Origin of the sequence: Streptomyces sp. NPDC051822 (assembly GCF_044452745.1) — a bacterium.
Lineage (GTDB): Bacteria > Actinomycetota > Actinomycetes > Streptomycetales > Streptomycetaceae > Streptomyces.
Genome location: NZ_JBITBZ010000003.1, coordinates 222,813 through 247,322, shown reverse-complemented (window position 1 = coordinate 247,322; position 24,510 = coordinate 222,813). Strand labels below are relative to the sequence as shown.

Genomic DNA, 24,510 nt, shown 5'->3' with positions numbered 1-24,510 from the left:
CCGCCGTGCGCCACCGAGCCACGGCGACAGCGCCGTACGGCAGTCCTGCCCACTGTTGTGAGGAACCGGTCGTGGCTTCTGGTAACGCGCAGCCTTCAGGTCTCATGAGCCCTCGAGCCCAACGGGTCATGGCCCAGCGCCCACAGCCGCAGACCGATACGGACACCGTCCGCCGCTTCGCCTTCGAGCTCCCGGCCCTCACCGCCTCGGTCGCACGGGCCCGCAGACTCGCGGAGGAACGGCTCATCCTCTGGGGCTGCGGCCCCGACATACGCGACACGGTGGCCCTGGTCGTCTCCGAGCTCGTCACCAACGCCGTCGTGCACACCGCCAGCGGCCGGGTGATCTGCGAACTCCGCGAGGGCGAGGAGACACTCCGCATAGCGGTCCGCGACGAAGGCGGCCCGGCCGGACCCCGGATACGCGACTGCGGCGAGGACGAACGCGGCCGCGGACTCCTCATCGTCGACGCCCTCTGCACCGCCTGGGGCGCCGACCGCACCGGACTCGGCTCCGCCCAGGTCGTCTGGGCGGAACTGGCCCACGGCATGGGGGAACCGTGCTGAGGTCGATCGCCACCCTCATGATCCCGCTGCTCCCGGGCACCCGCAGGACCTCCGGCCGCGTGCCGGAGCCCCGCCGCGCCCCGGAACTCCTCGCAGGCACCCGCGGCGCCACGGGCCCCCGGGAACTGGGCGCCACCCGCCTCCCCGTCCCCGTCGGACTCCACACCGGACTCGGCTGCGACGCCGTCGGAGTCCCCGCCCGCTTCGGCTTCAAGATCCTCTCCCGGCTCCCCGCCAAGGGCTGCGTCTACGCCGACTCCGACTGGTGGTGGTGGCTGGTCCCGGCCGGCTCCGACCTCGACGTCGTCTGGCCGCTGCCCGCCTGCTACGCACCCGGCGCCGAGATCCCGGACCGCGCCCCCCGCCTGATCCACCACCCCGACGGCTCCTCCCCCTACACCCCGCCGATCCCCCTGTACCTGCTGGCCTGCCAGCTGACGGGAACCGCGCCGTCCTGGACGGCACCACCGGTGGGCAGCGCGCTCTGACGCCCACGGGCCGTCACGGCATAGGGTCGGCAGCATGTTCACCCCGCAGGGTCCCAGCCTCCGCGAGCTGACCGTCCAGGCCCTCTCCTCCGTGGAACACGGCTACGACCTGCTCGCGAGCAGCTTCGACGCGACCCCCTTCCGCACCTCCGACCGGCTCCTCACCGCGGTCACCCGCACCCTGGAGCCCCTCGGCCCCTTCGACTCGGGACTCGACGTCTGCTGCGGCACCGGGGCCGGCCTCGGCGTCCTCCGCGCGGTCTGCGCGGGCCGGATCGCCGGGGTCGACTTCAGTACGGGGATGCTGACCCGGGCCCGCGACGCCCACCCCACCGCCGACCTGGTCCGCGCCGACGCCCTGGCCCTGCCCTTCGGCCCGGTCTTCGACCTGGCGGTCAGCTTCGGAGCCTTCGGCCACTTCCTGCCGGACGCCCAGCGCACCCTCTTCGCCCAGGTCCACGCCTCCCTACGCCCCGGCGGCACCTTCGCCTTCCCCGTGGGCGCCCCACCCCGCGTCGGCTCCCGCCTCTACTGGATGCTCTGGGGCTTCGACGCCGCGATGCGCGTCCGCAACGCGGTCTGGCGCCCGCCCTTCGTCATGTACTACCGCACCTTCCGCCTCGCGGACGTACGCCGCCGCCTGGAGGACACCGGCTTCGACGTCTCCCTCACCCCGGTCGAGACCCTGGGCCGCAGGGACGACGGAAGCCCGAACTGCAGGCTGGTGCTGGCGCGGAAGAAGTAGGCCGCCCGGCTACGGGCCGGGAGTGGGTCCTTCGGCCATGACTCGCCTCCGCCGCTCGCGCGCCGGCAGCGATCACCACCGTCGCACGGGTTCAGGCCTTCTTGACCACGCTGGACTTGAGCTGCATGGCGCCGAAGCCGTCGATCCTGCAGTCGATGTCGTGGCCGTCGACGCCGTCGACCAGGCGGATGTTGCGCACCTTGGTGCCCGCCTTGATCCCGGAGGGGTTGCCCTTGACCTTGAGGGCCTTGACGACGGTCACCGTGTCGCCGTCGCTGAGGACGTTGCCGACGGCGTCCTTGATCACGCGCTCCCCGGCCTCGTCGCCCGCGCTCGTGCCGCTGTCGGCGGCCGGCACCCACTCGTGGCCGCACTCGGGGCACACCACCAGATTGTTCATCTCGTAGGTGTACTCGCTCGAGCACTGGGGACAGGCAGGAAGGTTCTCGATCACCTCCCCAGGATAGGCGCTCTGCCACCCTGCCGCCCCGGCCCGCAGAAGCCCTGTGGACAACGCAGAATGCCGGTCGATCCGAAGATCGACCGGCATTCTCGCTGGTGTCCGAGGGGGGACTTGAACCCCCACGCCCGATAAAGGGCACTAGCACCTCAAGCTAGCGCGTCTGCCATTCCGCCACCCGGACAAGGTGCTGTCGCTTCGTGGTTTCCCTCGCGGCGACAGATGTAACTCTACCAGGGGTTAGAGGTGCCTTTCACCAGCGTTTCCCGTGGTCAGTGGGGTGCCGCCCGCCTTCTGACTCCCTCGATCGGGTGCGTGTCGACAAGCGGCATACAGGGGGTCCGCTTACGTGTACGGACCGTGTGCGCACCGTGTACAGCGGAGGGCGGCGGCCCCGTTCCCCTCGGCGTGGGGAGACGGGGCCGCCGCCGGCTCAGTGCCCCTTCTCGCGCAGCGAGTGGAGGTGGGCGCTGGACCTCTGGGCGAAGCTCAGGGAGTCGACCGGGTTGTCGCGCTCGGTCTGCCAGTGGTGGGCGTTCCTGCCGTGGTGCGTGCGATTGACCGCCGAGATGAAGCGCCGGTAGTCGATGTCGCCGTCCCCCACGTCGGTCATGCGGTACCCGTAGGGAACGACGGAGTCGTCGCGGTCGCCGTCCTTCACGTGGAAGAGCGGGAACCGGTGGGGCTGGGCGAGGACGTAGTCGAGGGGGTCGAACGGGGCGGGTGTGCCGTCAGGACGCGTGGAGTAGCGGTGCTGCCCGACGTACGCCCAGAAGACGTCCATCTCCAGGTGCACCAGGTCGGGATCGGTCTCCGCGAGCAGAACGTCGTAGAGCCGCACGTCGGGCCGGTCGGTCGCGAAGGAGAACTCCTCCGAGTGGTTGTGCTGGTAGAACTTCATGCCGCGCTCCCTCGCCGCGGCGCCGAACCGGTTGAACTCCTCGGCGCAGCGCTTCCACCCGTCGACGGTGGAGCCGTAGCGCCAGGGCCCGGAGGCGGTGCCGATGTGGGGAAGGCCCAGGGCCGCGGCGTCGTCGAGGACGCGGTCGAGGTTCTGGGCGAAGGTGTACGCCTTGGGGTCGGCGGAGTAGTAACCGACGTGGCTGCCGATGCCGCGCAGCCCGTGGTCGCGGGTGAGGCTCCTGAGCTCGGCGAGGCTGAGGGGGCCCGCGGCCCCCTGGCCGTAGCCGGCGTACTCGACCTCGTCGTAGCCGTACTTCTGCAGTTCGGCGAAGACGGCGGCGAAGCCGAGGGTGGCGACCTTGTCGCGCAGCGAGTAGAGCTGGATGCCCAGACGACCGGGCGGCAGCACGGGACGGCCGTGCCCGTTGCCCCGCGTCTCGGGGCTCGTGCCGGCGGAGGCCCCCGCCGTGGCGGCGGCCGGGGTGGCCGCCGCTCCCAGGAGGGCGGCGGCGGTCGCGCCGGCGGCGACGCCCAGCATGTTCCGCCTGCTGAGCCTGTGGACGAGTTCGGGATCGGTGGCGGCTTCGGTACGGCGGACGCGACTCATCTGTGGATAACTCCTTGACTGTCGTCGGGGCCTGCTTCACTGGATTCAGCTGGTTCAGCTGGATCCAGCTGGGGGGATCAGGACGGAATCGAGTCGGGCTCTCACGCGACTCCGGCCAGCCTGAGCAGCAGGTTCTTCACATCGGTGGCCGCGACGCGGCCGTCCAGGGCGCGGGGGGTGGAGCACAGGATGAGCGGACCTTCGTCATCGCTCGTGGGAAGGCGGCCATGGCTGCCGCGAAGAGGTGAGGGGTCGAGGGGAACGACCGCGAGCCGGTACCGCATACCCAGCTTCTTGCGGGCGACCTCCCTGGCCGCCTTCAGCCGTACGTAGGGGTCGAGCGGGTCCATGAGGAGCTCGGCCGGGTCGTAGCCGGGCTTGCGGTGGATCTCGACGAGCTGCGCGAAGTCGGGGGCGCGCGCGTCGTCGAGCCAGTAGTAGTACGTGAACCAGGCGTCGGGCTCGGCGAGGGCGACCAGCTCCCCCGCGCGCGGATGGTCGAGGCCGTGTTCCTTCTTGCCCTCGTCGTCGAGGAGCCGTTCCAGACCGGGCAGGTCCGCGAGGGCCTCCCGGACGGCCGGCAGGTCCGTGGGGCGCCTCACGTAGACGTGGGCGATCTGGTGATCGGCCACGGCGAAGGCCCGCGAGGTCATGGGGTCCAGGTACTCCATGCCGTCCTGGGTGTGGACCTCCAGGAGCCCGGCCCGGCGAAGAGCGCGGTTGATGTCGACGGGCCGCTCGACCCGGGTGATGCCGTACTCGGACAGCACGACGACCGTGCGGCCCTCGGCGCGGGCTTCGGCGAGCAGCGGGGCGAGGACGGTGTCGAGCGCCGCGGCGGCACGGAAGGACCGCGGGTCGTCGGGGCCGTGGCGCTGCAGGTCGTAGTCGAGGTGCGGGACGTAGCAGAGGGCGAGGTCGGGACGGCGGGTGCGGAGGATGTGACGGGTGGCGTCGACGATCCAGCGGCTGGAGACGAGGTCGGCTCCGGGGCCCCAGAAGTGGAAGAGGGGGAAGGTGCCGAACTTCTCGGTGAGTTCGTCGTGCAGCGCGGGCGGCCGTGTGTAGCAGTCGGGTTCCTTGCGTCCGTCGGCGTAGTAGACGGGGCGGGGTGTGACGGTGACGTCGGTGTCGGCGCCCATGGCGTACCACCAGCAGATGTTGGCGACGGTGTAGCCGGGGTGGGTGCGGCGGGCGGCGTCCCAGAGGCGGTCGCCGGAAACCAGGCCGTTGTGCTGGCGCCACAGCAGGACGTCGCCGAGGTCCCGGAAGTACCAGCCGTTGCCGACGATGCCGTGCTCGGCGGGGAGGGTGCCGGTGAGGAAGGTGGTCTGGGCGGTGCAGGTGACGGCGGGCAGGACGGTGGACAGCGGCGCGTGGGAGCCGTCGCGGGCGAGGGCGGCCAGATGGGGCATGTGCGGCAGGAGCCGCGGGGTGAGACCGACGACGTCGAGGACCAGGAGGGGGTTGGGCGCGGATGCGGGTGCGGGGTCGCTCATGGCAGTTCCTTGAGGCCGAGGTCGGTCAGCAGGTCACGGGCCAGGATCAGTTCGGCGGCGATGCCGTCCGCGAGCCGGGCCCGGGTGCGAGGACGCCGGTCGGGCGGAAGGGCCTGCCAGGTGTACGTCTCGACCTCCAGATGGTGGGTGCGCGGACACGCACCGCCGACGAGGAGGGCGACGGCGTCCCGGAGGACGGGGAGTGTGGACGTGAGCGGAGGAGCGGGGGGAGCGTGCAGGGGTACGTGGAAGTGGGCGCGCCACGGAGTCCCGTCGGGCAGACCAGGGCCGACGTCGTGACCGCCGCCGGCGGCGGCGAGGGCTTCGGGAAGGCCGGGGGCCGTTGCGCGGGCGGCGGTGCCGAGGGCCTGGGGCAGGTCGTCGGTGCCGCGGAGGCCGGCGGCTGTCCTGGTGCGGGTCTGGTGGAGGAAGCGGGGCTCGGCGAACGCCGCGAGCGCCGCCCTCACGTCGGGGAGGTGGGGGTGCTCGGCGTGGAGCGCGGCGGAGAGCTGCGCCTTGGGCACCGGGATACCGCCGGCGGCGAGGGCGTCCAGCGCGGTGCGCGGGTCCTCGAAGGAAGTCGCGAGATGACAGGTGTCGAGGCAGACCCCGATCCGGGGGCCGGGAAGGGGGTCGAGCGCCGTGACGGCGTCGGCGACGGTCTCGACGACGCAGCCGGGCTCCGGTTCCAGCCCGATCCGGACGCTCTTTCCCGTGAGGTCCTCCAGGGCGTCGAGGCGCCCGGAGAGGGTGGTCAGGGCGGCACGGGCGAGGGCGGCGGCCCGGGCGTCGAACGGGGTGCGCCAGGCGAGCGGCAGGGTGGACACAGACCCCTCGGTGACGTCCTCGGGGAGCAGCGCGGCCAGGATCCTGGCCAGGTCGGTGGTGTGGGCGAGGCGTTCCGGGTGCGTCCAGTCCGGCTGGTAGACGCGGTACTTGACCTCGTCGGCGCCGAAGCCCTCGTACGGGAAGCCGTTCAGAGTGACCACTTCGAGGCCGCGACGGTCGAGTTCGGCGCGAAGGGCGCGCAGCGAGGCCGCGTCGGTGGTCAGGGTGCGGGCGGCGTCCCGGGCGAGCCAGAGTCCGATGCCGAGGCGGTCCCGCCCGAGGCGGCGGCGGACCGGCTCGCAGTGGTCGCGGAGCTGGGCGAGGACGCCGTCGAGGGTCTCGGCCGGGTGCACGTTGGTGCAGTAGGAGAGGTGGACGGTGGATCCGTCGGGGTGGCGGAAGCGCATGGCGGCGCCTCATTCCCCGCCGCGGCGGACGGAGTTGCCCTCGTGCAGGTCGGGCAAGGCGGCGACCTCGAGGTGGAGGCGTCCGCTGAGGCCGTAGAAGGCGACGGGGTTGCGCCAGAGGACCTGGTCGACGTCGTCGTCGGTGAAGCCGGCGGCCAGCATGGCCTCGGCGACCGCGCGGGTCTTGAGGGGGTCGCTGTTGCCCCAGTCGGCGGCCGAGTTCACGAGGACGCGTCCGGTTCCGTACTCCTTGAGGATCGCGACCGTCCGGTCCTCGTCCATCTTGGTGTCGGGATAGACGGAGAAGCCGAGCCATGCGCCGCTGTCCGCGGCCTCCTTGACGGTCGTCTCGTTGAGATGGTCGAGGAGGACCCGGTCCGGGGCGAGCGCGGACTCGCGCACGACGTCGATCGTGCGGCGCAGGCCGGTGAGCTTGTCGCGGTGCGGGGTGTGGACGAGGGCCGGGAGACCGTGGTCGGCGGCGAGCTGGAGCTGCGCGGCGAGAGCGGTGTCCTCGGCCGGCGTCAGGGAGTCGTAGCCGATCTCGCCGACGGCGACCACCCCGTCCTTGGCGAGATAGCGCGGCAGGGCGTCGAGGACGGGGGCGCAGCGGCGGTCGTTGGCCTCCTTCGGGTTGAGGGCGAGGGCGCAGTGGTGGGCGATGCCGTACTGGGCGGCGCGGAACGGCTCCCAGCCCAGGAGTGCGTCGAAGTAGTCGAGGAAGGAGGCGGGCGAGGTGCGCGGCTGACCGAGCCAGAAGGACGGTTCGACGAGGGCGCGGACCCCGGCGTCGTACATCGCCCGGTAGTCGTCCGTGGTGCGCGAGGTCATGTGGATGTGCGGGTCGAAGATGCGCATCAGGACTCCTCGGCGGGGGCGGTGAGGGCGAGGACGCGGGAGAGGTCGGCGGGGACGGGGCGGCCGGCCGCGGTGCGTTCGGCGGCGTGGTCGGCGAGCATCCGGGCGAGTTCGGTGTCACCGGCGGCGCGCTCGGCGAGTCCGGCGACGGCCGTGACGGGGACACCGGTGAAGAGACATTTGAGGAGTCCGTGCCGCCAGGCGTGAGGGGGGAGGTGGGCGGCGGCGTAGGGGCCGAGGGCGGCGGCGATCAGGGTGGTGTCGTGGGTACGGAGGGCGTCCTCGACGAGGGGAACGGCCTCGGGGCCGGTGACGAGGGCGGGGAGGGCCAGGAGGACGGCACGCCGTTCGGCGGTGGTGCCGTGGTGGTAGAGGCGGCTGAGGGTGTCGGGGTCGGCGCCGGCCGCCCGCAGGAGAAGGGTGCGGGCCTCGTCCGCGTCCGACGGGCCGCAGTGCCGGCCGGCGGTGACGAAGCGCTCCTCCCACACCGGGGTGCGGTCGGCGGCGTCCCTGAGTGCGGCGTCCAGCCACGCTCGGGAGGTGTCGGTCAGCATGGCGGAGTCTCCCGGCGCAGGAAGGAGAGGGAGGTGCGGGCGAGTTCGGGTCCGGCGTGGGAGTGCCGGGGCAGTTCGACGACGGTCAGCCCGGGGTAGCCCGCGGCGGTGAGTTCCGCGAGGGCCGCGAGCACCGGAGGGAAGTCGATCTCTCCGTCGCCGAACGGCAGGTGCTCGTGGACACCGCGGCGCATGTCCTCGATCTGGACGTGGTGCACCCAGGGGGCGGCGGCGCGTACGCAGTCGGCGGGAGGGAGGGGTTCGAGGCACTGGCAGTGGCCGATGTCGAGGGTGAGGCCGAGTACGGCGGGGGGCGGGCCGCCGAGGAGTCCGCGCAGGTGGTGGAAGTCGTCGAGGGTGGCGAGGAGGTGGCCGGGTTCGGGTTCGAAGGCCAGCGGCACGCGGGCGGCCTCCGCCGCCTCCAGGACGGGGGTGAGGGTTGCGGCGAGCCGTTTCCAGGCCTCGTCGGGCGGGGTGCCGGCGGGAAGGGTGCCGCTGAAGCAGTGCACGGCGTGCGCACCCAGGTCGGCCGCCACCCGGACGGCCCGGAGCAGCAGCCGGACCCGGGCGGCCCGGTCCTCGGGGTCGGGGTCGAGCAGGGACGGGCCGTGCTTGCGGCGCGGGTCGAGGACGTAACGGGCGCCGGTCTCGACGGTGACGCCGAGGCCCAGTTCGCGCAGGCGTCTGGCGACCCTGGCGGTACGGGCGGCCAGGTCGGGGGCGAGCGGGTCGAGGTGCATGTGGTCGAGGGTCAGCCCGACTCCGTCGTAGCCGAGGTCGGCGAGGAGCCCGAGGGCCTCGTCGAGCCGGAGATCGGTGAGGCCGTTGGTGCCGTAGCCCAGGCGGGGGCGAACGGTGGGCCGGGAGGCGGGTCGCCTCGTGCGGAGCTCGTGGTCCTGGTCGGGGTCGGGGTCGTGGTCGTGGTCGGGTTCGGCGTCGGAGGAGGTGGTGCGGGGAGTGGTGGCACGGCCCGCGGTGGTCATGTGGGGTTCACCTTCCGGGCGAGGGCGCGGGCAGCCGGGACGAGACCGAGCAGCGCGAGCGCGGTTCCCGGTGCGCCGGCGCGGGCTGCGAGCGCGGCCTGCAGCGGGATCGTGGCCCGGATCCCGCCGCCCACGGCCCGCTCGGTGAGCACTGCCGACGGGTTGAGCGCGGCGTGCAGGAGGAGGGTGGCGGGGGTACGGGCATAAGCCAGGGCGAGGAGTGGGCCGAGGTGACGGGAGGGGTGGGGTCCACGGGAGGGGCGGGCGGGGCGGGGGCGGGGGGCGGGGCCCCCGGAGGGGGAGGAAGTGGCGGCGGGGGCTGGCCGGCGTCCCGCCATGGCCCTGGGCGTCGCACCGGATGCCGCACCGGATGCCGCGCCGGCCACGGCCAGGGTCACGCCGAGGGCGGCGAGGGGGGTGCGGGTGGAACCGCCCTGGGTCTCGTGTCGGGAGACGGCGGTGACGGCGTAGGCGTGGGCCCCGAGCAGAACGGCGGAGGGAAGGGCGGCACGGAGTGCGGTCGGGGTGGCCCCTGGGGCCGTGCGGGTCGCAGTGACTGTGCCTGTCGCGGTGGTGGTGCCGGACGGCCCGGTGACCCTGCCGGTCGCCGTGGTGGTGCCGGACGGCCCGGTGACCCTGCCGGTCGCCGTGGTGGTGCCGGCCCCGGGGGATCTGCCCGGTCCGACTGGCCCGGGTGTCGAGGCCGTCGCGCCGAGGAGGAAGTCCAGGGCGCGGGCCGTGGCCATGGTGGCGGGGCCCGCAGGGGTGTGTTTGAGGCCGAGGTCGTAGGCCCAGACCGTGGTGGCGAGGGCCGTCGCGACCGCCAGGGCCGGGCGGCCCGCGCGGGCGGCCAGGCCGAGGCCGGTCGCCGTCAGGGCCACCGAGGCGGCGAGGGCGGCCCCGGGGGTGATGCGACCGGAGGGGAGCGGGCGGTGCGGGCGTTCGACGGCGTCCTCCGTGCGGTCGGCCCAGTCGTTGAGGGCCATACCGGCCTCGTACAGGCACAGCGAGGCTCCGAGCGCGTGGAGCGTGCCCCGTCCGGGGCGGGCTCCGGCGGCCGCCGCGCCGGCGAGGGCGTCGCCGGGTACGGACAGCAGGGCCGACACGCGGAGGAGTTCCGCCCAGGCGCGCGCCTTCCCGGCGCGGCCACCGGTCATCGGGGGGTCTCCGGGTCAGGGGCCGTCCGGTTCGGGGGCTGCCTCGTGCCCAGGGCGCGGCCGAAGGCGAGCAGGCGGGTGTACTGGTCGGCCAGGGAGGCGGGTGGGGTGCCTTCCGGGTCCTTGAAGTAGAAGGCGAGGTCTTCGAGGGGGCCCGTGAGGCCTCTCTCGTGGGCGCGGGCCGTGAGGCGGGCCAGGTCGAGGACGAGGGGGGCGGCGAGGGCGGAGTCGCAGCCCTGCCAGAGGGTCTGGAGGATCATGCGGGTGCCGAGGAAGCCGTCGAAGGCGATGTGGTCCCAGGCGGTCTTCCACTCCCCCAGTGCGGGGACGTCGTCGATGTGGACCTGGCCTTCGACGCCGGGGCCGAGGGTGTCGGTGAGGACGCGTTCCTTGCCGGCGTTCTTGGCGGCGGCGGCCGCAGGGTCGGCGAGGGAGGCTCCGTCGCCGCCGCCGAGGAGGTTGCTGCCGGACCAGGCGCGTACGGTCAGGGCCCGCTGGTGGAACATCGGGGCGAGTACGGCGCGGAGGAGGGTCTGTCCGGTCTTGCCGTCGCGGCCTGCGTGGGGCAGTCCGCTCGTGGCGAGCGGCGTGGTGAGGGCGGGGTGCCGCAGGCCGGTGGACGGCGTGAAGTTGACGTACGGGCAGCCGGCGCGGAGTGCCGCGGCGGCGTAGAGGCTGCTGGGTGGGAGCCCGGCGCCCCCCGACGCCGGCTCCGTGGAGGCCACATTGACGACTACGACGCGGTCCAGGCCAATGCGGCTGCGGAAGTTCGTCAGGTCGTCGGTGAAGGCGGTGACGAGTTGTTCGTCGGTGCGGGTGTCGCCGTGGGCCGGGCCGCCGGGGCGGATCTCGCGGTCGGCGGCGTCGAGTTCCGCGGTGACGGCGTGGGCGAGGCCGTACGGGAGGACTCCGGCGGTGGTGAGCTGTTCGGCGCGTTTGGGGAGCGGGCAGTCGGTGGTGTCGTGTCCGCCGAAGACCAGGGAGGCGAGTGGGGGAAGGCCGGCGTCGGCGAGTTCGGGGGTCTCGGTGGCCATGCCGGTGGGCGGGTGGAGTCCGGCGACGAGGGCGGCGCAGCCGGCCACGGTGGTGGTGGCGACGGAGCCTCTCGCGCCGATGAGCCAGATTCCGGTGCGGGGTGCGGGGGTCATGGCGTCGGCCTCCCTGTACGTGAAGCGGAAAAGCGGGTGGGGTGACGGTGGGCGGGGGGTACGGCGCCGCCCCGCCCACCGTCGGCTGGGTGGGCTCCCGTCAGGAGGGGAGTTCCTTGATCCGGATGTCGCGGAAGGCGGCCTGGTCTCCGGCTCCGTGGTTCTGGATGCCGATGTGGCCGCTGGTGAGGCTGCGGGCCGGGTCAGTGTTGGTGAAGTCGTTGATCTTGATGCCGTTGAGGAAGACCTGGAGGCGTTCGCCCTGGACGCGGAGTTCGTAGGTGTTCCACTGGCCAGGGGGCCGGAGGGCCTGGTCGCGGGCTTGGAGGTCGGCCGACTTGAAGCCGTAGACGGCTCCGGTGGTGCGGTCGGGGGTGTCGGTGGCGTCGATCTGGATCTCGTAGCCGTTGTTCACGGCCGACCAGGGGTCGTCGGAGGCGGGGAAGCCGACGAAGATGCCGGAGTTGTCGTCGCCGGTGAGTTTCCAGTCGAGGGTGAGGGAGTAGGACCGGAATTCCTTGGCCTGGTACCAGAGCATTCCCATGCCGCCGACGGTGTGGAGTTCGCCGTCGGTGATGTCGAAGCTGCCGGGTCCGGCCTGCTTCCAGCCTTCCGTGGTGACGCCGTTGAAGAGGTCGCGGTAGCCGGTGCGGGGCCGGCAGTCGGCCTTGGTCTGGCCGGTGGCGTACTGGAGGCCGCCCAACAGGTGTCGGCGGAAGGCGGGTTCGGCGTACGACTCCTTGGTGTGGCCGCCGCCGGTGTAGAAGGAGCGGCCGCCTCCGTAGGTCTGGCACCAGGCGATGGGGTGGTCGCCCTTCATGGTGCCGCCCTGGTAGGTGGTCTCGTCGAGGGTGGCGAGGATGCGGGCCTGGCCGCGGGGGTTGGTGCGGTAGTTGTACCACTCGTCGGTGCGCTGCCAGGGGCCGTCGATGTGGGCGGTGGCGGGGTGGTCGTGGTCCTCGACGCGGACGGTGGCGGGCTGGATCTGGGGGTGGGACTGGAAGTGGGCGCCGACGAGTCCGCCGTAGAAGGTCCAGTCGTATTCGGTGTCGGCGGCGGCGTGGACGCCGAGGTAGCCGCCGCCGTTGGAGACGTAGTTCTCGAAGGCGGTCTGCTGTTCGGCGTTGAGGACGTCGCCGGTGGTGGAGAGGAAGACGACGGCGTCGTAGCGGGCGAGGTTGGCGGTGGTGAACTGGCCGGGTTCCTCGGTGGCGTCGACGGTGATGTCGCTGCCGGCTCCGAGTTCCTTGAGCGCGGTGACGCCGGTGCCGATGGAGTCGTGCCGGAATCCGGCGGTCTTCGAGAAGACGAGGACGCGCTTGGCGGCGGGGTTCACGGGAGTGTTGGAGAGGGTGAAGTCGTCGACGTCGTAGAGCGCGCCGTTGCCGCCCTTGAAGACGAGGTAGAGCTCGGTGGTGCGGCGCGGGAGGTTGCGGAGCGGTACGTCGATGTCCTGGAAGGTCTCCCAGCCTCCGGTGACGGGGACGGGTGCGGAGCCGTGGAGGGTGCCGGTGGGTGAGCCGGTGCGGACTTCGAGGAAGCCTCCGGCGCCGGCGGAGGAGACGCGGGCGGTGAGTTTGGTGGAGCCGGTGAGGTTGTAGGGCTTGAAGGCGATCCAGTCGCCGTTGTCGATGTTTCCGACGGTGCGGCCGCCGTTGGCTGTGGTCTTGTCGATGACGGTGACGCCCTGCTGGGTGTCGAAGTGTTCGGCCTGGCGGTGGCGGGGCTGGAGTTTGGCCTGGTCGTTGCCGGTGAGGGCGGTCTGTCCGCCGCCTCCGGCGTCGGTGTACTCGGCGTTGAAGACGGCGAAGATGTTGGCGTCGTCGTCGTGGCCGCCGTCGGCGGAGGTCTTGATGGTGCCGGTGCAGCCGTTGGCGGTGGTGACGGGGTGGCCGTGGCTGTCGTGGCCGAGGACGTAGGTGACCTTGATCCTGGCGCAGTCGATGGGTGCGGTGGCGCCGTCTTCGGGGTCGGTGACGGTCACCTTGAAGGGGATGTCGTCGCCAAAGTCGAAGAGGGCTCCTTCGGCGGGGAGTTGGAGGGTGACCTTGGGTGCGGTGTTGCCGACGACGATGCGGACGGACGCGGAGCCGGTGCGGCCGGTGGGGTCCTTGGCGGTGACGGTGGCGGTGTAGGTGCCGTTCTGGCGGTAGGTGTGGGTGGGGTGGGGGGCTGTGGAGGCGGGGGTGCCGTCGCCGAAGTCCCAGCTGTAGGTGAGGGGGTCGCCGTCGGCGTCGGTGGTGCCGGCCGAGGAGAGGGTGACCTTGAGGGGTGCGATGCCGGAGGTCTTGGCGGCGCTCGCCTCGGCGACCGGGGAGCGGCCTCCGGTGGCGTTCTCGATGCGGTAGAGCCCGGCGTTGTGGTCGCCGCCGAACCAGGCGGTGCCGTAGTCGAGGACGTAGAGGGCTCCGTCGGGGCCGAAGGCCATGTCCATGATCTGGGTGCCGGTCCAGGGGACGGGGTTGATGGACTGGACGGTGCCGGTGGCGTCGTGGTCGATGCGCTTGATCCAGCGGCGGCCGAACTCTCCGGCGAAGAAGTCTCCGTCGTACGCCTCCGGGAACTTCACCGGGGAGGTGTTGGCGGGGTCGTGGCGGTAGACGGGGCCGCCCATGGGGGATTCGGAGCCGGTGCCGAACTCGGGGAGGGAGCCGCCGTTGTAGGGGATCCAGGCGGGTTCGGCGGGCGGGAGGTCGACGAGGCCGGTGTTGTGCGGGGAGTCGTTCTTGAGGGCGCCGCAGTCGTAGGTGGCGCCTGAGGTCCTGGTGGCGAAGTCGTAGTCGACGTAGGGGTCGTTGTCGCCGGTGCAGAAGGGCCAGCCGAAGTTGCCGGGTTTGGTGACGCGGGCGAACTCGACCTGTCCTGCGGGGCCGCGCTGGGGGTCGGCGGCGCCGGCGTCGGGGCCGTAGTCGCCGACGTAGAGGATGCCGGTGGGCTTGTCGACGCTGAAGCGGAAGGGGTTGCGGAAGCCCATGGCGTAGATCTCGGGGCGGGTCCTGTCGGTGCCGGGGGCGAAGAGGTTGCCTTCGGGGACGGTGTAGGTGCCGTCGTCGGCGACCTTGATGCGGAGGATCTTGCCGCGGAGGTCGTTGGTGTTGCCGGAGGTGCGGCGGGCGTCGAAGGCGGGGTTGCGGCCGGGGCGTTCGTCGATGGGGGTGTAGCCGTCGGAGGCGAAGGGGTTGGAGTCGTCGCCGGTCGACAGGTACAGGTTGCCCTGGGCGTCGAAGTCGATGTCGCCGCCGACGTGGCAGCAGATGCCGCGGGTGGCGGGGATGTCGATGACCTTCTTCTCGCTGGCGTTGTCGAGGGTGCCGTCGGCCTTCAGCGTGAAGCGGGAGAGGCGGTTGACGCCTTCGTACGGGGCGAGTTCGGCGGGGGTGCCGTCGTTGGGGGCGTCGCCCGCGGGGGTGTCGAGCGGTGGGGCGTAGTAGAGGTAGACGGCCTTGTTCTGGGCGAAGTCCGGGTCGAGTCCGATGCCCTGGAGGCCTTCCTCGTCGTGGGAGTAGACGGGGACGGTTCCGATGACGGTGGTGTTGCCGGCGGCGTCGGTGCGGCGGAGTTCGCCGCCGCGGTCGGTGTGCAGGACGCTGCGGTCGGGGAGTACGGCGAGGGACATGGGTTCGCCGACTTCTTCGCCGCCCTTGGCGAGGGTGACCTGCTGGAACTCCTCGGCGGCGGCGTCGGTCGCGGTGCCGGTCCCGGCCGCGGAGCCGGTGGCGGTGTCGGTGTCGGCGGCGAGGCCCTGGGGGGCGCCGAGGGCGAGCAGTGCGACCGTGATGAGGGCGAGTGTGTTCCTGGCTCGGAGTCGTTGTCTGTGCACGGTTGTCCTCCGGAGTTGGGCCGGGTGTGCGGGTGTCCGGGGACCGGCGTGCGCCGTCACGCTGGTCATACGGGCCAGTTACGTCATGCACACATCAGGGACCGTAGCGAGGTTCGTCCACGCCGTGAAGCCCTTGTGCACGCTTCCGTCGAACTTTCCACCGCGAGAGGACAAAGCTGTCCGAGGCCCTCCCGCGGTGGAAGCGGGGGGACCGTCAGTCGCCGTTCCCGAAGGCGGCGTCGAAGGAGGTCGCGGGAGGGTCAAAGTCGTACCGCTTCAGGAAGGACAGCGCCTCGGGGGCGCCGGTCAGCCGGTCCATGCCGGCGTCCTCCCACTCCACGGAGACGGGCCCGGCGTAGCCGATCGACCGGAGCATCCGGAAGACGTCCTCCCAGGGCACGTCGCCGTGCCCTGCGGAGACGAAGTCCCAGCCGCGCCGCGGGTCGCCCCAGGGGAGGTGGGAGCCGAGCCGCCCGTTGCGGCCGTCGAGCCGCTTGCGGGCCTCCTTGCAGTCCACGTGGTAGATCCGGTCGCGGAAGTCCCAGAGGAAGCCGACCGGGTCGAGGTCCTGCCACACGAAGTGGCTGGGGTCGAAGTTGAGCCCGAAGGCGGGGCGCCGGCCGACGGCCTCCAGGGCCCGCTGGGTGGTCCAGTAGTCGTACGCGATCTCGCTGGGGTGCACCTCGTGGGCGAAGCGCACGCCTTCGGCGTCGAAGACGTCGAGGATCGGGTTCCACCGCTCCGCGAAGTCCTCGAAGCCGCGCTCGATCATGCGCTCGGGGACCGGTGGGAACATCGCCACCAGATGCCAGATGGAGGAGCCGGTGAAGCCGATGACGGTGTCGACGCCGAGCGCGGCCGCGGCCCGCGCGGTGTCCGCGAGCTCACGGGCGGCCCGCTGCCGCACCCCTTCGGCGTCGCCGTCGCCCCAGATGCGGGCGGGCACGATCGCCTGGTGGCGTTCGTCGATCGGATGGTCGCAGACCGCCTGCCCCACCAGGTGGTTGGAGATCGCCCAGCACTTCAGGCCGTACGCGTCGAGCAGTTCGCGCCTGCCCTTGACGTACGCGGGGTCGGCGAGGGCCTTGTCCACCTCGAAGTGATCGCCCCAGCAGGCGAGTTCGAGGCCGTCGTAACCGAAGTCGCGGGCGAGCCGGCAGACCTCCTCCAGCGGGAGGTCGGCCCACTGGCCGGTGAAGAGCGTGAAGGGTCGGGGCACGTCGGGCGCCTCCTAGCGCGGTACGGAATCGGGTGCGGAGTGGGGGGAGTATGCGGAGTCGAGTACGGGGACAGGGGCCGGTACGGGTACGGGTACGGGCGTGTAGACGGCGCTGTTCCGGGCGCTGTCCTCCACCGCGGCCAGGACGCGCTGGACCTGGAGGCCGTCGGCGAAGGAGGGTGCGGGGGCGACGCCGCTCGCGACGGCGTGGACCAGGTCGCGGGCCTGGTGGGCGAAGGTGTGCTCGTAGCCGAGTCCGTGGCCGGGCGGCCACCAGCCCTCCAGGTACGGGTGGCCGGGTTCGGTCACGAGGATGCGGCGGAAGCCCGCGGAGACGGCCGGTTCGGTGTGGTCGTGGAAGGACAGTTCGTTGAGCCGCTCCAGGTCGAAGGCGAGGGAGCCGCGCTCCCCGTTGATCTCCAGGCGCAGCGCGTTCTTGCGGCCCGCGGCCATCCGGGTGGCCTCGAAGGAGGCGAGCGCCCCGGAGGCGAGCCGCCCGGTGAACAGGGCCGCGTCGTCGACCGTGACCTGCCCGTACGCCTCCGATGCCGCTCCCCCGCCGAGACCGCCGGGCGCCGTGCCCGCGAGCAGCGGCCGTTCGCGTACGAAGGTCTCGGTGAGCGCCGACACGCCGACGAGGAGTTCGCCTGTCAGGTACTGGGCGAGGTCGACGGCGTGCGCCCCGAGGTCGCCGAGGGCCCCGGAGCCGGCGTGTTCGCGTTCCAGGCGCCAGGTCAGCGGGAAGGCGGGGTCGACCAGCCAGTCCTGGAGGTAGCTGACGCGGACGTGTCGCAGGGTGCCGAGCCGTCCGTCGTCGACGAGGCTGCGCGCGTACGAGAGGGCGGGTACCCGGCGGTAGTTGAAGCCGACCATGGAGATCTGGCCGCGGGCCGCGGCCGCTTCGGCGGCGGCCGCCATCGTCTCGGCCTCGGCGACCGAGTTGGCGAGCGGCTTCTCGCACAGCACGTGTTTGCCGGCCTCCAGGGCGGCGACGGCGATCTCCGCATGGCTGTCGCCCGGGGTGCAGACGTCGACGAGCTGGACGTCGTCGCGGGCGATCAGGGCGCGCCAGTCGGTCTCGGCGGCGGCCCAGCCGTGGCGGCGGGCGGCGGCGCGGACGGCGGTGGCGTCACGGCCGGCGACGGCGGCGAGGACGGGCCGCAGCGGCAGGTCGAAGACGCGGCCCGCGGTGCGCCAGCCCTGTGAGTGGGCGGCTCCCATGAACGCGTAGCCGACCATGCCGACGCCGAGCGTCGGCGGTGCGGCCCCGCTCTCCGTCTGTTCCATACGGTTCCTCCGTTTCGTGGTGCGGCGAGGTGCTGCTGCCGGGGACCGGGCGGGGCCGGGGGCGGTCGGGCCCCCGGTGCCGGTCGGGCCCCCGGGGCCGGTCAGCTGAAGCCGGTGGGCAGGTACTCGTCGACGTTGTCCTTGGTGACGACGGCCGAGTAGAGGGTGATCGAGGCGGGGATCTCCAGCTCGGACATGCCGCCGATCCCCTTCTTCTGGCCGAGGGCGCGGGCGAGGTCGATCGCGGAGGCGGCCATGGTCGGCGGGTAGAGGACGGTGGCCTTGAGGACGCTGGTGTCGGCCTTGATGGCGTCCATGGCGGACTTGGCTCCGGCGCCGCCGACCATGAGGAAGTCCTTGCGGCCGGCCTGGGCGATGGCGCGCAGGGCGCCGACGCCCTGGTCGTCGTCGTGGTTCCACAGTGCGTCGAACTTTGGCTGGGCTTGCAGGAGTTGGGCCATCTTGGCCTGGCCGGACTCGACGGTGAAGTCGGCGGCCTGGCGGGCGACCTTGCGGATGTTGGGGTAGTTCTTGAGGGCGTCGTCGAAGCCCTGGGTGCGCTGCTTGGTGAGTTCCAGGCTGTCCATGCCGGCGAGTTCGATGACGGTGGCGTTCGGCTTGTCCTTGAGCTGTTCGCCGATGAAGTTGCCGGCGTTGAGGCCCATGCCGTAGTTGTCGCCGCCGATCCAGCAGCGGTAGGCCTGGGGGGAGGCGAAGATCCGGTCGAGGTTGATGACGGGGATGCCGGCCTTCATGGCCTGGAGGCCGATCTGGGTGAGGGCCTTGCCGTCGGCGGGGAGGATGACGAGGACGTCGACCTTCTTGTTGATGAGGGTCTGGACCTGGCCGATCTGGGTGGCGGTGTCGTTGGAGCCCTCGGTGATCTCCAGGGTGACCTCGGAGTACTTCTTGGCGCGCCGTTCGGCGTTCTCGTTGATGGCGTTGAGCCAGCCGTGGTCGGCCTGGGGGCCGGCGAAGCCGATGGTGACGGGCGTGCCGGGCTTGTCGTCGGCGGCGGGGGCGGCGCTCCCGGCGGGGGCCGTGTTCCCGGCGTTCTTCGGTTCGTTGCTGGTGCAGGCGGTGAGGACGGCGCCGGCGGAGACGGCCGCGCCGCCGAGGAGGAGGTGTCTGCGGCTGGTTTCGGGCATGGCGGTGGATCCCTTCCGAGGGGGTGGTGGTGAAGGGGGGCTTTCGGGGACGGGACGGGGCGGGACGGGACGGGCAGGCCCGTCGGGCCGTCCCGACCGGTGTCGGGCGTCGGGTCTCAGCCGTCGCGTGCGGTGCGGCGCTGGACCAGGACCGCGGCGACGATGATCGCGCCCTTCGCGATCTGCTGGACGTCGCTCTGCAGGTTGTTGAGGGCGAAGATGTTGGTGATGGTGGTGAAGACGAGGACGCCGAGGACGGAGCCGACGATGGTGCCGCGGCCGCCGCTGAGGAGGGTGCCGCCGATGATGGCGGCGGCGATGGCGTCGAGCTCGTACAGGTTGCCGTTGGTGTTCTGGCCGGAGCCGGCGAGGACGACGAGCAGGAAGGCGGCGATGCCGCAGCACAGTCCTGACAGCAGGTAGAGGAACAGGCGCTGGCGGCGTACGTCGATGCCGGCGAGGCGGGCGGCCTCCGGGTTGCCGCCGACGGCGATCGTGCGGCGGCCGAAGGTGGTCCGGTTGAGCAGCAGCCATCCGGCGGCGGTGACGGCGGCGAAGACGAGGACGAGCGGCGGGATCCCGAGGACGTAGGCGTCGGGGAGGCCGAGGTCGAGGACGGACGGGACGGTGACGATCTGGGTCCTGCCGTCGGTGATCTGGAGGGCGAGACCGCGGGCGGAGGCGAGCATGGCCAGGGTGGCGATGAAGGGGACCATTCCGCCGTAGGCGACGAGGACGCCGTTCACGAGGCCGCAGCCGAGACCGACGGCGACCGCCGTGAAGAGGATGCCGGTGAAGCCGAACTCCTGGGTGGCGACGGTGGTGGCCCACACGGAGGCGAGGGCGACGATGGCGCCGACGGAGAGGTCGATGCCGCCGCTGGTGATGACGAAGGTCATGCCGACGGTGACGACACCGATCACGGACGCCTGGGTCAGGACGAGTTGCAGGTTGGAGGTGGCGAGGAACTCGGCGGGCCGGGTGAGTCCGCCGACGAGCACCAGGCCGGCGAGCACGCCGAGCAGGGACAGGTTGCGGACGTCGGCCCTGAGGCCGAGTGCGCGCCGGGGGCCCTCCCCGGCCGGCGCCTTGGCCGGTGTGGTGAGTGTCATGCGGCCGGGCTCCCTTCCATCACGAGGTCGAGTACGCGGTGTTCGTCGAGGTCGCGGGCGGGTGCCTGGTGGACGACCCGGCCCTCGCGGAGGACCAGGACGCGGTCGGCGAGGCCGAGGACCTCGGGTACCTCGCTGGAGACGAGGAGGACGGCGAGCCCCTCGTCGGCGAGGCGGCGGATGACGGCGTACAGCTCGGCGCGGGCGCCGACGTCGACTCCGCGGGTGGGTTCGTCGAGGAGGAGGACGCGGCAGCCGCGCAGCAGCCAGCGGGCGAGGACGGCCTTCTGCTGGTTGCCGCCGGAGAGGGTGCGGACGGGGGCGTCGGGGAGGTCGGGGCGGAGCGAGAGGGCGCGGGTGGCGGTCCTCGCGGTGTCGTGTTCGGTGGCGCGGTCGATCCAGCCGGCCCGGGAGAAGCGGGCGAGGGAGGAGACGGAGACGTTGCGGGTGACGGATTCGAGGAGGAGGAGGCCCTGTGCCTTGCGTTCCTCGGGGGCGAGGCCGAGCCCGGCGGCGACGGCGGCCGGGACGCTGCCGGGGCGCAGGGGCCGTCCGTCGACGAGGACCCGGCCGGCGGTGGGCTTGCGTGCTCCGTAGACGGTCTCCAGGATCTCGGAGCGGCCGGAGCCGACGAGCCCGGCGAGGCCGACGATCTCGCCGGGGCGCAGTTCGAGGTCGAGTGCCTCGAACTCGCCTTTCCTGGCGAGTCCTTGGACGTGCAGGACGGGTGCGGCGGCGGGTGGGCCGGCGGGCCGTTCGGGGAAGACGTAGGGGACGTCCCGGCCGGTCATGAGGGCGACGACGTCGCGGGTGGGGGTGGTGGCGGCGGGCAGTCCCCGGGCGACGGCGCGGCCGTCCTTGAGGACGGTGACGCGGTCGCCGATGCGGCGGATCTCCTCCAGCCGGTGGGAGATGTAGACGACGGCGACGCCGTCGGCGGTGAGGTCGTCGACGATCCGGAAGAGGTTGGCGACCTCGTCGGGGTCGAGGGCCGCGGAGGGCTCGTCCATGACGATGAGGCGTACGTCGTGGGAGAGGGCGCGGGCCATGGAGACGATCTGCCGCTGGGCGGCGGAGAGTTCGCCGACGCGCCGGGCCGGGTCGATCTCGGGGTGGCCGAGGCGCTTCAGGAGTGCGGCGGTGGTGGCCCGTGCGGCCCTGGTGCGGACGAATCCGGCGGTGGTGGGTTCGTGGCCGAGGTGGACGTTCTCGGCGACGGTGAGGCCTTCGACGAGGTCGAGTTCCTGGTAGATGGTGGCGATGCCGAGGCGGACGGCGGCGCTCGGGGAGCGGAGTCGTACGGGTTCGCCGTTCCAGGTGATGCGGCCGTCGTCGGGCTGGTGGGCGCCGGCGAGGACCTTGATGAGGGTGGATTTGCCGGCGCCGTTCTGGCCGAGGAGGCAGTGGACCTCGCCGGGTGCGACCTCCAGGTCGACGCCGTCGAGGGCGCGGACGCCGGGGAAGGACTTGGTGATGCGTTCCATGGTGAGCAGGGGTGGCTGGTCCTGGGGCCGTTCTTCTTGGGGCATGACGGAAGTCCCCTCGGCGGGTGCGGGTGTGGCTGGGTGGGCCCGGCGGTGCGGGCCGGTGGGTGGTGTGTGCCGACCCGTTCCTCCCCCGAGGACTGCGTCCAGGGGGGACCCCCAGCGGAGCGAATGCCCACGCACCACCGTCGAGCGGACGGCCGACGAGCAACGGGTCGACGCACGACGGCCGGGCGGGCCGACGGGTTGAGCCGGCGGGTTACGCCGGGGAGAAGAGGTGGTCGCTGATGAGGCGGGCCGCGCCGGTGACCCCGGCGGTCTGGCCCAGTTCTCCGAGGACGATGGGAAGGTTGCCGGTGGCCAGGGGCAGGGACTGCCGGTAGACCTGGGTGCGGACACTGGCGAGGAGGTTGTGACCGAGGCCGGTGACACCGCCGCCGATCACCACCAGACCGGGGTTGAAGAAGCTGACGAGCCCGGCGATGACCTGCCCGACCCGGTTGCCGCCCGCACGGATGAGGGCGAGCGAGGTGGCGTCGCCGGCGGCCGCGGCCGCCGCGACGTCGACGGCGGTGAGGTGCCCGGCCGCCGCGAGCCGGGCGGCGAGCTCCTGCGAACCGCCCGCGCGTGCCGCGTCCTCGGCGTCGCGGGCGAGTGCGGCGCCGCTGAAGTGGGCTTCCAGGCAGCCGTTGTTGCCGCAGGCGCAGGGACGCCCGTCGGGTTCGACCTGGATGTGCCCGATGTCGCCGGCGCTGCCCGTCGTACCGCGGTAGACCTCGCCGCCGACGACGATGCCGCAGCCGATGCCGGTGCCGATCTTGACGCAGAGGAAGTCGCCGACGGAACGGGCGACGCCGGCGTGCTGCTCCCCCATGGCCATGAGGTTCACGTCGTTGTCGACCATGACGGGGCAGCCGAGTTCCTGGCTGAGCGCCTCCCGTACGGGGAAGCCGTCCCAGCCGGGCATGATGGGCGGCGCGACGGGGACGCCCTCGGGGAAGCGGACGGGGCCCGGGACGCCGATGCCGGCGCCGTCGAAGCCTTCCGCGAGTCCGGTGGAGCGGAGCTTCGCCGCCATCGACAGGGCCTGCTCGAAGACGGCGACGGGGCCCTCGCGGACGTCCATGGGGTGGTTGAGGTGCCCGAGCACCTCCAACTCGGCGTTGGTGACGGCGACGTCGATGGAGGTGGCGCCGATGTCGATGCCGAGGAAGCGGAGTTCGGGCGCGAGCCTGATGTTGTGCGAGCGACGGCCGCCACGGGATGCGGCGAGACCGTCGGCGACCACGAGACCGGTCTCCAGGAGCCGGTCGACCTCGACGGCGAGCTTCGAACGGGAGAGATCGATCTGATCTCCCAGCTGGGCACGGGAGTTGGGTCCTCCGTCGCGCAACAGCCTGAGGAGCCGCGCCTGATGCCGGTTGGCAGGTCGTGCCGTCATGCGTCTCACGCGCCCCTCCCTCTCGCACACGCTCGTCTGCGGGCTTTCGAGGGGAACGTAGCAGCGGCGTACCGGGCTGGGAAGAAGTTACGCATGAATCGACCCCCACTTTTTCCCGGATGGGGACAAAGGCGGGGCGCTGAGGGGAGAAGGGTCGGCTGCGAGAAGAGGTGCGGCACGGTGGCGGTGGTCAGCGGACCTCGACCAGGCGGGCCGAGACCACCACGTTGCCCGCGTAGCCGTTCTCCTCGGTGAACGTGCCGCCGCAGGTAATCAGCCGCAGCTCCGGGACGCCCGCGTCGCCGTACACCCGCTCGGCGGGGAAACCCTCCTTGGGCACCACCTCGACCCCGTACACGGCGAAGACGGCGGTCCGTCCGTCGCGGCGCGTCATCTCCACGCGGTGCCCCTTGGCGAGGGCGCCGAGGTCGTAGAAGACGGCCCGTCCGCTCGGGGTGTCGACGTGGCCGACGACGACGGCGGTGCCGCGTTCGCCGGGGGTGACCGCACCCGTGAACCAGCCCGCGAGCCGGTCGTCCTCGGGCGGCGGCGCCTCGATCCAGCCGTCGGTGTCGAGCCCGACGCCCGTGACGGGCGCGTCGATCCGGACGGCCGGTACGCGCACCCGGACCGGGGCCGACGGGGGCAGCGGATCGGGTACGGGGCCGGTGGCGAGTGCGGCGGCGGCCGCCCGGCTGCCGTCGGGGGCTGCCGCGGAGAGGGGCTGCGGCGGGCCCTCGGCCCGGAGTTCCTCCGCACCGCCGCGTACGAGGTGTACGCCGACGAGGAGGACGACGGCTATGACGCCCCAAGCGCCGTGCCGGCCCCCGCCGGGTCTGTCGGCGCTGTCCTGCCGTCCCGTACCGGAAGTCCCCGCGTCGCCCCATCGTCCCGTCGCGTCCGGTCGCCCCACGTCCGCCCTCCTCCTCGCGCCGCCCAGCCCGCGCGCTTCGTGGCGCCCCTCCGTCCCGGTCCTCGTCACACCGGGACGGAGGGGCCGTTTCAGGCCCCCCGGCTCCGGGCCGTCAGGCGCGGCCGTCGGCGTCGCGGCGGCGGGTGAGGACGACGGCGGCGCCGAGTGCGCCGGCGATGAGCAGGACGCCCGTGACCACCTCGGTGACGCCGAGCCCCTCGGAGTCCGCGCCGGAGGCGGCGGTGCCGTAACCGGCCTTCACGCCCTTGTGCGCTCCGGGCTGCGTGCCGTTGTCGTGCCCACCCGTGTCCCCACCCGTGTTTCCACCGGTGCCGGCGCCGCCGATGGTGAGGGTGGTGGTGCCGCGCTCGCCCTTGCAGTCGAAGGTGATCTTGTACTGGGCGCCTGCCTTGGCGTCGAAGTCCACGGTAGCGGTACCGGGGCGGCCCTCGTTCAGGGTCACCGTCTCGAACACCCCGGAGGTGACGGTCACGGACGGCACCTCGCAGCCTTCGGAGGTGAGGGTGACGGAACCGCCGGGGGCGACCGTCGCGGGCGTGACGGAGAAGCCGAACGACGTGATGTTCTGGTCGCCCTCGCCCGCCAGCGCCGCCGGGGCGACGGCGATCACGGCGGCGGCGCTCAGCAGGGCGGCGGCGGAAGCGGCACGTATCGCGCGCATGGCGGTGTCCTCCAGATCACGCGAGGGCCCGGCCGCGGAGCGATTCCGTGCCGGAAGGCGACGACCCTCACCGCGATCGAAGCTAGGTCCGCCCCCGGCACGCCGCCACCGGGCTCCGCCGAACGGGTCATGCCCCCGTGTGACCACCGTGACCCGTGACGGCCGTCACCCGCGCGCCCGCGCGTCCCGCCGTCCGACGCC

General features: G+C 72.6%; 21 protein-coding genes and 1 tRNA gene. 3 read left to right on the top strand and 19 right to left on the bottom strand.

Annotated features, from left to right (window positions below):
* Positions 1 to 128: 128 nt before the first annotated feature.
* The 3 genes from ACIA8N_RS11640 to ACIA8N_RS11630 are packed head-to-tail and all read left to right on the top strand — an operon-like array spanning position 129 to position 1,799.
* Entirely contained in the window at positions 129 to 566 is a 438-nt protein-coding gene (locus tag ACIA8N_RS11640; RefSeq protein ID WP_365784371.1) for an ATP-binding protein, read from the top strand.
* Positions 560 to 1,054 carry a hypothetical protein gene (locus tag ACIA8N_RS11635; protein WP_365784369.1) on the top strand — a complete coding sequence of 165 codons (495 nt, stop codon included), beginning with the start codon at positions 560 to 562 and terminating at the stop codon, positions 1,052 to 1,054. Before ACIA8N_RS11640 ends, ACIA8N_RS11635 begins: the two co-directional genes overlap by 7 nt.
* A gap of 34 nt (positions 1,055 to 1,088) precedes the next feature.
* The gene (locus ACIA8N_RS11630) at positions 1,089 to 1,799 is read left to right on the top strand and encodes a methyltransferase domain-containing protein (RefSeq protein WP_365784367.1); all 711 of its coding nucleotides are present in this window, start codon (positions 1,089 to 1,091) and stop codon (positions 1,797 to 1,799) included.
* A 91-nt stretch (positions 1,800 to 1,890) separates the two neighbouring features.
* On the opposite strand, the gene ACIA8N_RS11625 is transcribed toward ACIA8N_RS11630, so the two are convergent.
* The 19 genes from ACIA8N_RS11625 to ACIA8N_RS11535 all read right to left on the bottom strand — a co-directional run bounded on the left by ACIA8N_RS11625 (position 1,891) and on the right by ACIA8N_RS11535 (position 24,309).
* On the bottom strand, positions 1,891 to 2,253 hold the full coding sequence (locus ACIA8N_RS11625; protein WP_365784365.1) for a zinc ribbon domain-containing protein YjdM: 363 nt from the start codon (positions 2,251 to 2,253) through the stop codon (positions 1,891 to 1,893).
* Between the two features lie 102 nt (positions 2,254 to 2,355).
* Positions 2,356 to 2,443: transfer RNA gene (locus ACIA8N_RS11620), tRNA-Leu, on the bottom strand.
* A gap of 249 nt (positions 2,444 to 2,692) precedes the next feature.
* Entirely contained in the window at positions 2,693 to 3,769 is a 1,077-nt protein-coding gene (locus tag ACIA8N_RS11615; protein ID WP_365780125.1) for a sugar phosphate isomerase/epimerase, read from the bottom strand.
* Between the two features lie 101 nt (positions 3,770 to 3,870).
* Positions 3,871 to 5,268 (bottom strand): nucleotide pyrophosphatase/phosphodiesterase family protein, encoded by a 1,398-nt coding sequence (locus tag ACIA8N_RS11610; protein WP_365780124.1) that lies wholly within the window; start codon positions 5,266 to 5,268, stop codon positions 3,871 to 3,873.
* On the bottom strand, positions 5,265 to 6,503 hold the full coding sequence (gene eboE / locus ACIA8N_RS11605) for a metabolite traffic protein EboE (protein WP_365780123.1): 1,239 nt from the start codon (positions 6,501 to 6,503) through the stop codon (positions 5,265 to 5,267). Before eboE ends, ACIA8N_RS11610 begins: the two co-directional genes overlap by 4 nt.
* A gap of 9 nt (positions 6,504 to 6,512) precedes the next feature.
* Positions 6,513 to 7,361: a TatD family hydrolase gene (locus ACIA8N_RS11600; protein WP_365780122.1), complete on the bottom strand. Its 849-nt coding sequence runs from the start codon at positions 7,359 to 7,361 to the stop codon at positions 6,513 to 6,515.
* Complete coding sequence (locus ACIA8N_RS11595; protein WP_365780121.1) at positions 7,361 to 7,915, bottom strand: EboA domain-containing protein; 555 nt, start codon at positions 7,913 to 7,915, stop codon at positions 7,361 to 7,363. Before ACIA8N_RS11595 ends, ACIA8N_RS11600 begins: the two co-directional genes overlap by 1 nt.
* Positions 7,909 to 8,898 carry a sugar phosphate isomerase/epimerase family protein gene (locus ACIA8N_RS11590; protein WP_365780120.1) on the bottom strand — a complete coding sequence of 330 codons (990 nt, stop codon included), beginning with the start codon at positions 8,896 to 8,898 and terminating at the stop codon, positions 7,909 to 7,911. The genes ACIA8N_RS11595 and ACIA8N_RS11590 overlap by 7 nt, the downstream gene beginning before the upstream one ends.
* Complete coding sequence (locus ACIA8N_RS11585; RefSeq protein WP_365780119.1) at positions 8,895 to 10,055, bottom strand: SCO3242 family prenyltransferase; 1,161 nt, start codon at positions 10,053 to 10,055, stop codon at positions 8,895 to 8,897. The genes ACIA8N_RS11590 and ACIA8N_RS11585 overlap by 4 nt, the downstream gene beginning before the upstream one ends.
* Positions 10,052 to 11,203 carry an inositol-3-phosphate synthase gene (locus ACIA8N_RS11580; protein ID WP_365780118.1) on the bottom strand — a complete coding sequence of 384 codons (1,152 nt, stop codon included), beginning with the start codon at positions 11,201 to 11,203 and terminating at the stop codon, positions 10,052 to 10,054. Before ACIA8N_RS11580 ends, ACIA8N_RS11585 begins: the two co-directional genes overlap by 4 nt.
* A gap of 100 nt (positions 11,204 to 11,303) precedes the next feature.
* On the bottom strand, positions 11,304 to 15,023 hold the full coding sequence (locus tag ACIA8N_RS11575; RefSeq protein ID WP_365780117.1) for a ThuA domain-containing protein: 3,720 nt from the start codon (positions 15,021 to 15,023) through the stop codon (positions 11,304 to 11,306).
* 214 nt (positions 15,024 to 15,237) lie between these two features.
* The gene (locus tag ACIA8N_RS11570) at positions 15,238 to 16,242 is read right to left on the bottom strand and encodes a sugar phosphate isomerase/epimerase (RefSeq protein WP_030551363.1); all 1,005 of its coding nucleotides are present in this window, start codon (positions 16,240 to 16,242) and stop codon (positions 15,238 to 15,240) included.
* 12 nt (positions 16,243 to 16,254) lie between these two features.
* Entirely contained in the window at positions 16,255 to 17,529 is a 1,275-nt protein-coding gene (locus tag ACIA8N_RS11565; RefSeq protein WP_365780116.1) for a Gfo/Idh/MocA family oxidoreductase, read from the bottom strand.
* A 101-nt stretch (positions 17,530 to 17,630) separates the two neighbouring features.
* Positions 17,631 to 18,677, bottom strand: coding sequence for a substrate-binding domain-containing protein (locus tag ACIA8N_RS11560; protein WP_365780115.1), 1,047 nt, complete (start codon positions 18,675 to 18,677; stop codon positions 17,631 to 17,633).
* A 116-nt stretch (positions 18,678 to 18,793) separates the two neighbouring features.
* On the bottom strand, positions 18,794 to 19,789 hold the full coding sequence (locus ACIA8N_RS11555) for an ABC transporter permease (RefSeq protein ID WP_365780114.1): 996 nt from the start codon (positions 19,787 to 19,789) through the stop codon (positions 18,794 to 18,796).
* Positions 19,786 to 21,273 (bottom strand): sugar ABC transporter ATP-binding protein, encoded by a 1,488-nt coding sequence (locus ACIA8N_RS11550; RefSeq protein ID WP_365780141.1) that lies wholly within the window; start codon positions 21,271 to 21,273, stop codon positions 19,786 to 19,788. Before ACIA8N_RS11550 ends, ACIA8N_RS11555 begins: the two co-directional genes overlap by 4 nt.
* A 259-nt stretch (positions 21,274 to 21,532) precedes the next feature.
* Positions 21,533 to 22,714: an ROK family transcriptional regulator gene (locus ACIA8N_RS11545; RefSeq protein WP_365780113.1), complete on the bottom strand. Its 1,182-nt coding sequence runs from the start codon at positions 22,712 to 22,714 to the stop codon at positions 21,533 to 21,535.
* A gap of 190 nt (positions 22,715 to 22,904) precedes the next feature.
* A complete protein-coding gene (locus ACIA8N_RS11540) occupies positions 22,905 to 23,627 on the bottom strand; it encodes a class F sortase (protein ID WP_399416167.1) in 723 nt (240 codons plus the stop codon).
* A 112-nt stretch (positions 23,628 to 23,739) separates the two neighbouring features.
* A complete protein-coding gene (locus ACIA8N_RS11535) occupies positions 23,740 to 24,309 on the bottom strand; it encodes a hypothetical protein (RefSeq protein ID WP_365780112.1) in 570 nt (189 codons plus the stop codon).
* Between the last annotated feature and the right edge of the window lie 201 nt (positions 24,310 to 24,510).

What these genes read in the sequence shown, in the direction of transcription:
- ACIA8N_RS11640 (WP_365784371.1), top strand. Translation starts at nt 129, where the DNA reads ATGGCCCAGCGCCCACAGCCGCAGACCGATACGGACACCGTCCGCCGC.
- ACIA8N_RS11630 (WP_365784367.1), top strand. Translation starts at nt 1,089, where the DNA reads ATGTTCACCCCGCAGGGTCCCAGCCTCCGCGAGCTGACCGTCCAGGCC.
- ACIA8N_RS11615 (WP_365780125.1), bottom strand. Translation starts at nt 3,769, where the DNA reads ATGAGTCGCGTCCGCCGTACCGAAGCCGCCACCGATCCCGAACTCGTC.
- ACIA8N_RS11610 (WP_365780124.1), bottom strand. Translation starts at nt 5,268, where the DNA reads ATGAGCGACCCCGCACCCGCATCCGCGCCCAACCCCCTCCTGGTCCTC.
- eboE (WP_365780123.1), bottom strand. Translation starts at nt 6,503, where the DNA reads ATGCGCTTCCGCCACCCCGACGGATCCACCGTCCACCTCTCCTACTGC.
- ACIA8N_RS11600 (WP_365780122.1), bottom strand. Translation starts at nt 7,361, where the DNA reads ATGCGCATCTTCGACCCGCACATCCACATGACCTCGCGCACCACGGAC.
- ACIA8N_RS11595 (WP_365780121.1), bottom strand. Translation starts at nt 7,915, where the DNA reads ATGCTGACCGACACCTCCCGAGCGTGGCTGGACGCCGCACTCAGGGAC.
- ACIA8N_RS11590 (WP_365780120.1), bottom strand. Translation starts at nt 8,898, where the DNA reads ATGACCACCGCGGGCCGTGCCACCACTCCCCGCACCACCTCCTCCGAC.
- ACIA8N_RS11585 (WP_365780119.1), bottom strand. Translation starts at nt 10,055, where the DNA reads ATGACCGGTGGCCGCGCCGGGAAGGCGCGCGCCTGGGCGGAACTCCTC.
- ACIA8N_RS11580 (WP_365780118.1), bottom strand. Translation starts at nt 11,203, where the DNA reads ATGACCCCCGCACCCCGCACCGGAATCTGGCTCATCGGCGCGAGAGGC.
- ACIA8N_RS11565 (WP_365780116.1), bottom strand. Translation starts at nt 17,529, where the DNA reads ATGGAACAGACGGAGAGCGGGGCCGCACCGCCGACGCTCGGCGTCGGC.
- ACIA8N_RS11560 (WP_365780115.1), bottom strand. Translation starts at nt 18,677, where the DNA reads ATGCCCGAAACCAGCCGCAGACACCTCCTCCTCGGCGGCGCGGCCGTC.
- ACIA8N_RS11555 (WP_365780114.1), bottom strand. Translation starts at nt 19,789, where the DNA reads ATGACACTCACCACACCGGCCAAGGCGCCGGCCGGGGAGGGCCCCCGG.
- ACIA8N_RS11550 (WP_365780141.1), bottom strand. Translation starts at nt 21,273, where the DNA reads ATGGAACGCATCACCAAGTCCTTCCCCGGCGTCCGCGCCCTCGACGGC.
- ACIA8N_RS11545 (WP_365780113.1), bottom strand. Translation starts at nt 22,714, where the DNA reads ATGACGGCACGACCTGCCAACCGGCATCAGGCGCGGCTCCTCAGGCTG.
- ACIA8N_RS11535 (WP_365780112.1), bottom strand. Translation starts at nt 24,309, where the DNA reads ATGCGCGCGATACGTGCCGCTTCCGCCGCCGCCCTGCTGAGCGCCGCC.